Origin of the sequence: Moorena sp. SIO2C4, assembly GCF_010672485.1 — a bacterium.
GTDB classification, from domain to species: Bacteria; Cyanobacteriota; Cyanobacteriia; order Cyanobacteriales; family Coleofasciculaceae; genus Moorena; species Moorena producens.
On sequence record NZ_JAAHGN010000381.1, the window covers coordinates 1 to 6,526 of the forward strand.

Annotated in this window: 6 protein-coding genes; 3 read left to right on the forward strand and 3 right to left on the reverse strand. The window is 44.4% G+C overall.

Annotated features, from left to right (window positions below):
• The coding region (locus F6K20_RS19540; protein WP_502708848.1) for a gluconeogenesis factor YvcK family protein at positions 1-1,320 on the forward strand (1,320 nt) is incomplete at its 5' end.
• A gap of 96 nt (positions 1,321-1,416) precedes the next feature.
• A complete protein-coding gene (locus F6K20_RS19545; RefSeq protein WP_008186100.1) occupies positions 1,417-1,911 on the forward strand; it encodes a bifunctional alanine racemase/tRNA (adenosine(37)-N6)-threonylcarbamoyltransferase complex ATPase subunit type 1 TsaE in 495 nt (164 codons plus the stop codon).
• A gap of 8 nt (positions 1,912-1,919) precedes the next feature.
• Here F6K20_RS19545 and F6K20_RS19550 read toward each other — a convergent pair whose 3' ends face one another.
• Positions 1,920-2,072, reverse strand: a complete 153-nt coding sequence (locus F6K20_RS19550; RefSeq protein ID WP_154659841.1) for a hypothetical protein — start codon at positions 2,070-2,072, stop codon at positions 1,920-1,922.
• 118 nt (positions 2,073-2,190) lie between these two features.
• On the reverse strand, positions 2,191-3,546 hold the full coding sequence (locus F6K20_RS19555) for a dihydroorotase (RefSeq protein ID WP_008186102.1): 1,356 nt from the start codon (positions 3,544-3,546) through the stop codon (positions 2,191-2,193).
• Between the two features lie 334 nt (positions 3,547-3,880).
• Between F6K20_RS19555 and lepB the strand changes: the two genes are divergently transcribed.
• A complete protein-coding gene (lepB, locus tag F6K20_RS19560) occupies positions 3,881-4,501 on the forward strand; it encodes a signal peptidase I (protein WP_044493708.1) in 621 nt (206 codons plus the stop codon).
• Between the two features lie 15 nt (positions 4,502-4,516).
• Here lepB and F6K20_RS19565 read toward each other — a convergent pair whose 3' ends face one another.
• Positions 4,517-5,821 carry a dihydroorotase gene (locus F6K20_RS19565; protein ID WP_008186106.1) on the reverse strand — a complete coding sequence of 435 codons (1,305 nt, stop codon included), beginning with the start codon at positions 5,819-5,821 and terminating at the stop codon, positions 4,517-4,519.
• Positions 5,822-6,526: the final 705 nt, after the last annotated feature.

Consider the following 6,526-nt stretch of genomic DNA (forward strand, 5'->3'; position numbering starts at 1 on the left):
CTATCGAGAGGTCGAATTCCTCAGCGGGTCAACCGTTGGTTTAAGTGGTTAGCCCCTGGATTACTGGTGAAGCGTTGGATACTTTTAAGTGCTGGTGGTGTAGTGCTAACAAGTTTGGGATTAGCGATTTGGGTAAAGCTGACCCCAGTTTTTTACATCATTAAATTCACAGCCCAAGTTTTAGAGAAAATTACCACCATTATTCCTAACCATGTGTCTGGTCCAATTGCGCTGATCTTGGGTCTGGTTTTCATCTTCTGGGGGCAAACCCGGACGGTAGGATCAATTACGGAAGTTTTAAAACCCGACCACGATCGAAAACTGATTGATGTGCTGATGGATCATCGTCGGTTAAACCGGGGACCGAAAATTGTAGTCATTGGGGGTGGCACTGGTCTTTCTAGCTTACTTAGAGGACTAAAGGTTTATAGTGCTAATATCACTGCTATTGTTACGGTAGCTGATGATGGCGGTTCCAGTGGACGGCTGCGACGGGAAATTGGAGTGCTACCACCGGGGGATATTCGTCACTGTTTAACGGCACTGGCAGACCAAGAAAAGTTGTTAACCGAACTGTTTGAATACCGTTTTCGAGCTGGTAGTGGTTTAGTCGGTCACAGTTTTGGAAACCTTTTCCTGACCGCAATGAGTGATATTACTGGGGATCTAGAACAAGCTGTTGCTGCTAGTTCTCAGGTATTAGCAGTGCGAGGAAGAGTGTTGCCAGCTACCCTAACTGATGTCAGCCTTTGGGCTGAATTAGCTGATGGACGTCGGATTGAAGGAGAGTCTAATATTACTGATGCTCGGGGAGTGATCAAAAAAATTGGTTGTACTCCCGAACATCCACCTGCTTTACCAGCAGCACTCAAGGCAATTCAGGAAGCAGATTATATTATAATAGGACCCGGTAGCCTCTATACCAGCATTATTCCCAATCTGTTGGTGCCAGAAATTACCGATGCGATCGCAGCTCGCTTGATACCCCGCATCTACGTTTGTAATATCATGACCCAGCCAGGGGAAACTGATGGATATAGTGTCTCTGATCATATCAAAGCTATTGATGAAGCCTGTGGTAAAAGGCTATTTAACGCGATACTGGTGAATCGAAAATACCCCTCAGCTGGCTCACTGATTAAGTATGCTCAAGTTAAGTCTCATCCAGTATTTCTAGATCGAGAAGAAACTTCTAAATTAGGGCGTCGGATTGTAGTGACCAATGTAATGTATGAAGATGAGGAAACTAATTTAGTGCGGCACAATTCAGAAAGGCTGGCAAGGGTTTTATTACGATGGTATAGTCGAGCGCATGCTTAGATAAGGTGAGTGCGATGAAAATTTTTAAAGGAAAATAAAAGCTGAGATGTTAACTCAGAATAACCATTATTCGAGGTACTCTATTGCTAATAACTAATGACCAAAATTTTTCTAGCTGATGCTGAAGCAACGCGATCGCTAGGTGTGGAATTGGGGAAGTCTCTCCCAGCTAGTAGCATCATTTTGCTGGAGGGAGACTTAGGGGCTGGCAAAACAACCCTAGTTCAGGGTATTGGTGAGGGAATAGGCATTACTGATGCCATTGTCAGTCCCACCTTTACTCTGATCAACGAGTACACAGAGGGACGTCTCCCCCTGTATCACCTCGATTTGTACCGCTTATCTACCTCAGAAGTAGAGTCATTAAACCCAGAAAACTACTGGGAGGGAATTGAAGTTGCCCCAGGAATTGTGGCCATCGAGTGGGCTGAGCGCCTACACTATTTGCCACCCAGTTATCTACATCTGACACTAACCTATTCCCAGGACGGTGGACGTCAGGCTCAATTCACCTGTAACGGTCAGTTTGATTTAGGTTGGCTGTTGGATAGGTTATCTGGTTGTTCGCCCTTGGCGTCGAGTGTAGAGTAGGTTAAAGGTTAGTGGGATTGAGGTTGCCTGTTTGATAAGTTAGAAGGTTTAAGGTCTAAGGTTAGAAAGGTTGAACGCGATCGCGTGGCCGAAAGGCCAAGGTTAAGTACCTGGACATAAATTCCGTTAACTGTGTTGTTAACTTGATTAGAGTTACTCAACCCCTTTCTGTTTCCTGATCCGAAGTTCCCTATTTCTTGATATCAACAGTCAACTTTAATTTTTTCCCACTACCTATTCAATCCTATTATTAAATCCTATAGTTAAATCCGATAGTGTTTAACTGGTAAAAGTTAAAGCTTCACCTCGCACATCTGTGTTCAATTTTCCTCTGTCGTAGACTACTTGACCACCAACAATGGTCATCACTGGCCATCCGGTTAAGTTCCAACCTTCAAAAGGACTCCAGCCGCATTTTGTTAAAAGTTCTTCCCGTAACACTGGGTGGTAATTTTCCAAATCTACCAGTACCAAATCCGCATCATAGCCAGGAGCGATCGCACCTTTGTTGGGAATTCCATAAGCCTTAGCAACTGCTGTAGACATCCAGTCAGATACTTGAGCCACACTACACCGTCCCTCTATGGCTTGAGTCAGCATCAGTGGCAGAGATGTTTCTACTCCAGGCATTCCCGAAGGAGTGTGGGGGTACCCTTTGGCTTTTTCCTCCAAGGTATGAGGAGCATGGTCTGTAGCGATAAAATCGATCACGCCATCGAGTAGAGCTTGCCAAAGAACTTCGTTGTCGTGGCAGGAGCGCAAAGGCGGATTCATCTGTGCCAGGGTACCAATCTCTGCATAGGCATCGGTATTTAGTAATAAGTGCTGGGGAGTGACTTCCGCCGTCACCCAGCTAGGTTTGTCTTCCCTAAGCAATTCAGCTTCTTCCGCTGTGGATAGGTGCAAAATATGCAAGCGCCGCTGATATTTTTTAGACAACTTCAGGGCTAACTTGGTGGCATTAAGGGCAGCTTGATTGTCCTGAATCTTAGAGTGAACAGCAGGGTCAGTAATTCCAGCAAATTCCTTACGCCGCTGATTAATTCTAGCTTGGTCTTCAGCGTGTACTGCAATTAAGCGATTGTACTTCCGAGAACCTTCGCTAAAACCTTGAGCAAAAATTGGTTCTATCACTGCTTCATGATCTACCAATAGTGCACCATGAGCTGAACCCATGAATATCTTAATCCCACAAGTCGGCTGGGCATTGTGCAAATCTGGCTGATTTGCTGGTGTTGCACCGATAAAAAAGCCATAATTAACTAAACACTTATCTGCCGCTCGCTTGAGCTTGTCATCCAGTGGGGCTTGGGTCGTCGTCGGAGGACGAGTATTCGGCATCTCTAAAAAGGACGTCACTCCACCCTTGGCACAGGCACAACTGGCAGTAAATAAGTCTTCTTTATGTTCTAGACCTGGTTCCCGAAAATGGACTTGGGGATCAATTACCCCTGGCAACAAAGTTAAGCCTTGAGCGTCTATTTCTTTATATGCCGTAACGTCCGTTGGCACTGGGATTTCTGGGGCAACCTGAACAATCCTTCGACCGCAGGTGTGGATATCCCCCAGTAAAAATTCACCAGAGGGCAATAGAATACGAGCATGGCGGATAAACAAGCAAAAGTCAGACAACATAGGAGGATGTTAGAATTTGACAGTTTCCCTGCTCGGTGTCTAGGTAGATACAGTAGATACAAACCTGATATATAGCTAAATACAGACAACCGCAGCTAACCTACCACCATGGCACAAACAAACAGGGTTGTCCTGCCAAATTGACTTTATTCACAAAACTTTACATAATCTTGATTTAGGCTCCCCTACTAACTTTAAATTTTTAAGATCTAGCTAGAAAACCCCAGAGGTTTAAATTTGCTGTTAAATTTGCTGTTAAACTTGCTGATAATTTCCCAATCAGCTATTTGTTTAAATTTCCTCAAACTTGTGTATCGGTAGTAGTTGAATGGATATGAGTCGTGTACCAGATAAAAGACCAGAAAAAAAACCTACACAGCCTTCTAAAGACAATGCTTGGGTAGAAGGAATCAAAACGATTAGCTTGAGTGCTGTTCTTGCCTTTGGGATTCGCACGTTTGTGGCTGAAGCGCGATACATCCCATCGGGATCGATGCTACCGACACTACAGATTAACGACCGCTTGATTATTGATAAGATAAGTTATCGCTTTTTCCAAGACCCACAACGAGGAGAAATTGTGGTATTTGCTCCCACTGAAAGGCTGAAAGAGCAAAACTTTAAAGATGCTTTTATCAAGCGTGTAATTGGTTTACCCGGTGACAAGGTTTTGGTGAAAAATGGGCGAGTTTATATCAATGATAAAGAAATAGAGGAAAAGTATATCGAAGAAGCACCACAGTACGATTTTGGACCACAAACAGTACCACCAGACCAATACCTAGTACTGGGAGATAACCGTAACAATAGTTACGACTCTCACCACTGGGGCTTTGTCCCTCGTGACAAAATTATCGGTCGTGCTGTAGTGCGGTTTTGGCCGTTAAATCGAATGGGGAAATTGAAACCAAATCCGATTTATCCTGAAGGATTAAATCAGTCAACTGACTTATGAAGTCTAAGTACTTCATTATTTATATTTTACACTCGCTTCGCTCGCTGGACACCAAGTTTGCACGACACGACCAATTAATTCTTGCCCTAGCCAGGGGGTATTACTAGAAAGGGATTTGAGGTTTTTTTGGTGAACAATCCAAGGGGATTGAGGATTGAATAAGACTAACTCAGCGGATTGACCAGTAGCAGTGCTAGGGGGGTCTTGCTGTAGACAAATAGCAGGATTTGTGCTAAGACTTTTCCAAAGTTCTAAAGCTGACCAATCCCCTGTCTCGACTAGAGTATGCCAGAGCAGGGGTAGGGCTAGCTCTAAACCAATCACTCCTGGTGGTGCTTCAGCAAAGGCAACGGTTTTTTCTTCATAAGTGTAGGGAGCGTGGTCAATTGCGATCGCATCAATAATCCCCTCCCGAACACCTCGGATCAGTGCGGCTTGGTCAACTGGGTTTCCCAACGGCGGTTCCAAGCGCAAATTGGAGTTGTAACTGCATAAGTCTTCCGTATTGAGCAATAGATGCATCCAAGTGGTACTGGCTGTTACTGGCAACCCCGCTGCTTTGGCTGATTCAATCAATTGGACAGCACGACTGGTGGAGATACGCATGAGATGGACTGGCGTGCCAGTGGTTGCTACCACTTCTAATAAGGCAGCGATAGCGGATGATTCTGCGATCGCAGGATTCCCTGGCAAACCCAAAGCAATTGACTGGATACCTTCTCGCATCACTCCCCCATTTGCCAACTTAGGGTCACAAGCCCAAAGTGCCACTGGTTTACCCAAGGATTGTAGGTATTCCAACAACCGTCGAACTAGTGCTAAATTACATAAAGGACCTTCATCGGTAAAGCCCACTACTCCCCCTAAAGCTAGTTCAGCTAATTCAGTCATTTGCTGTCCTTCTAACCCGATGGTGAAGGCACCCCAGTGATAGAGTTGAGGTGAGCAAGGGGGGAGGCTTAGATAGGGAGAGTTTTGGAGTTCTTGCCGTTGTGCTAAAACAGCAGAATTGTCTAGGGGGGGTTTAGTGTCAGGCAAAATGGCTAAGCGAGTAAAGCCTCCATTTGCCGCTGCTGCCAGTAGTGAAGACCAGGTTTCCCGTTGCTCATGTCCTGGTGCACCAGAATGGCTGTAGAGGTCTACTAGTCCTGGTCCTAAAATGTGTCCCTGACAATCTTGCACCACTGTATCGCCAGAGATTTCCTTGATGTGAGTTTCTACTGCCGTGATTACACCATCAGTAATCAGCACATCAGCGACTTGGTCAATTCCAGAAACTGGGTCTAAAACCCGGACTTGTTGAAGTAGTTTACTATTCATTGGGGAAACGGAAAATGAAAAATAATTGGCTTTTAACTTAATCCCCCTTTCTAGCTAATCATATTTAAATTACTTGTTATGACGACTTATTTTTTACATTACTAAGTATATTTTTAAAATATAGCAGTCGCCAGCGATGCAGCGCGGTCTTGGGGAGGCAGCGCGGTCTTGGGGGTCCCCCCCATGAGCGACTGCCGTGGTTTCCCCCGGAGACGAAACCTGATTACGTTGAGCCTTTATGGTTGGTAGGTTATGCAAAAAAGGGTTAAAACTTATTGATTAAGGCTCAACTGTCTTACGGTAACTTCAAACCATGAGCGACTGCATCAAGACAGGGCAGTTAGGACATGACAAAAGTCTCACACCCTTTGTAAGCGCAAGAGTTTGACTTCTGACTTCTGACTTCTGACTTTTGACTTCTGCTATACCACTTTGCCAGATTTTGTCAGACTTATAAAGATGTAATAAATAGGCCGAAAACAATTTATTTTTCAAGCTTTATGAGTCATTACAGACTTTCTGGGAGCATCCAAATTTGGAATAAACATACCACATTAAGCTGTATTAACGTGATGTTAATGCCTATAGAATAAGAGATATTTCCCAAAATAGTATGCTCCCGAATTTATTAATTTTTATTGGCAGCAAATACGTTAACCAATTTGACCACTTGTGCAGGTCTATGATAAAATGTCCAATGCTGCG

Bases quoted from the DNA above. Each gene is read 5' to 3' on its own strand.
- F6K20_RS19545 (WP_008186100.1), top strand. From the start codon at position 1,417: ATGACCAAAATTTTTCTAGCTGATGCTGAAGCAACGCGATCGCTAGGT.
- F6K20_RS19555 (WP_008186102.1), bottom strand. From the start codon at position 3,546: ATGTTGTCTGACTTTTGCTTGTTTATCCGCCATGCTCGTATTCTATTG.
- lepB (WP_044493708.1), top strand. From the start codon at position 3,881: ATGAGTCGTGTACCAGATAAAAGACCAGAAAAAAAACCTACACAGCCT.
- F6K20_RS19565 (WP_008186106.1), bottom strand. From the start codon at position 5,821: ATGAATAGTAAACTACTTCAACAAGTCCGGGTTTTAGACCCAGTTTCT.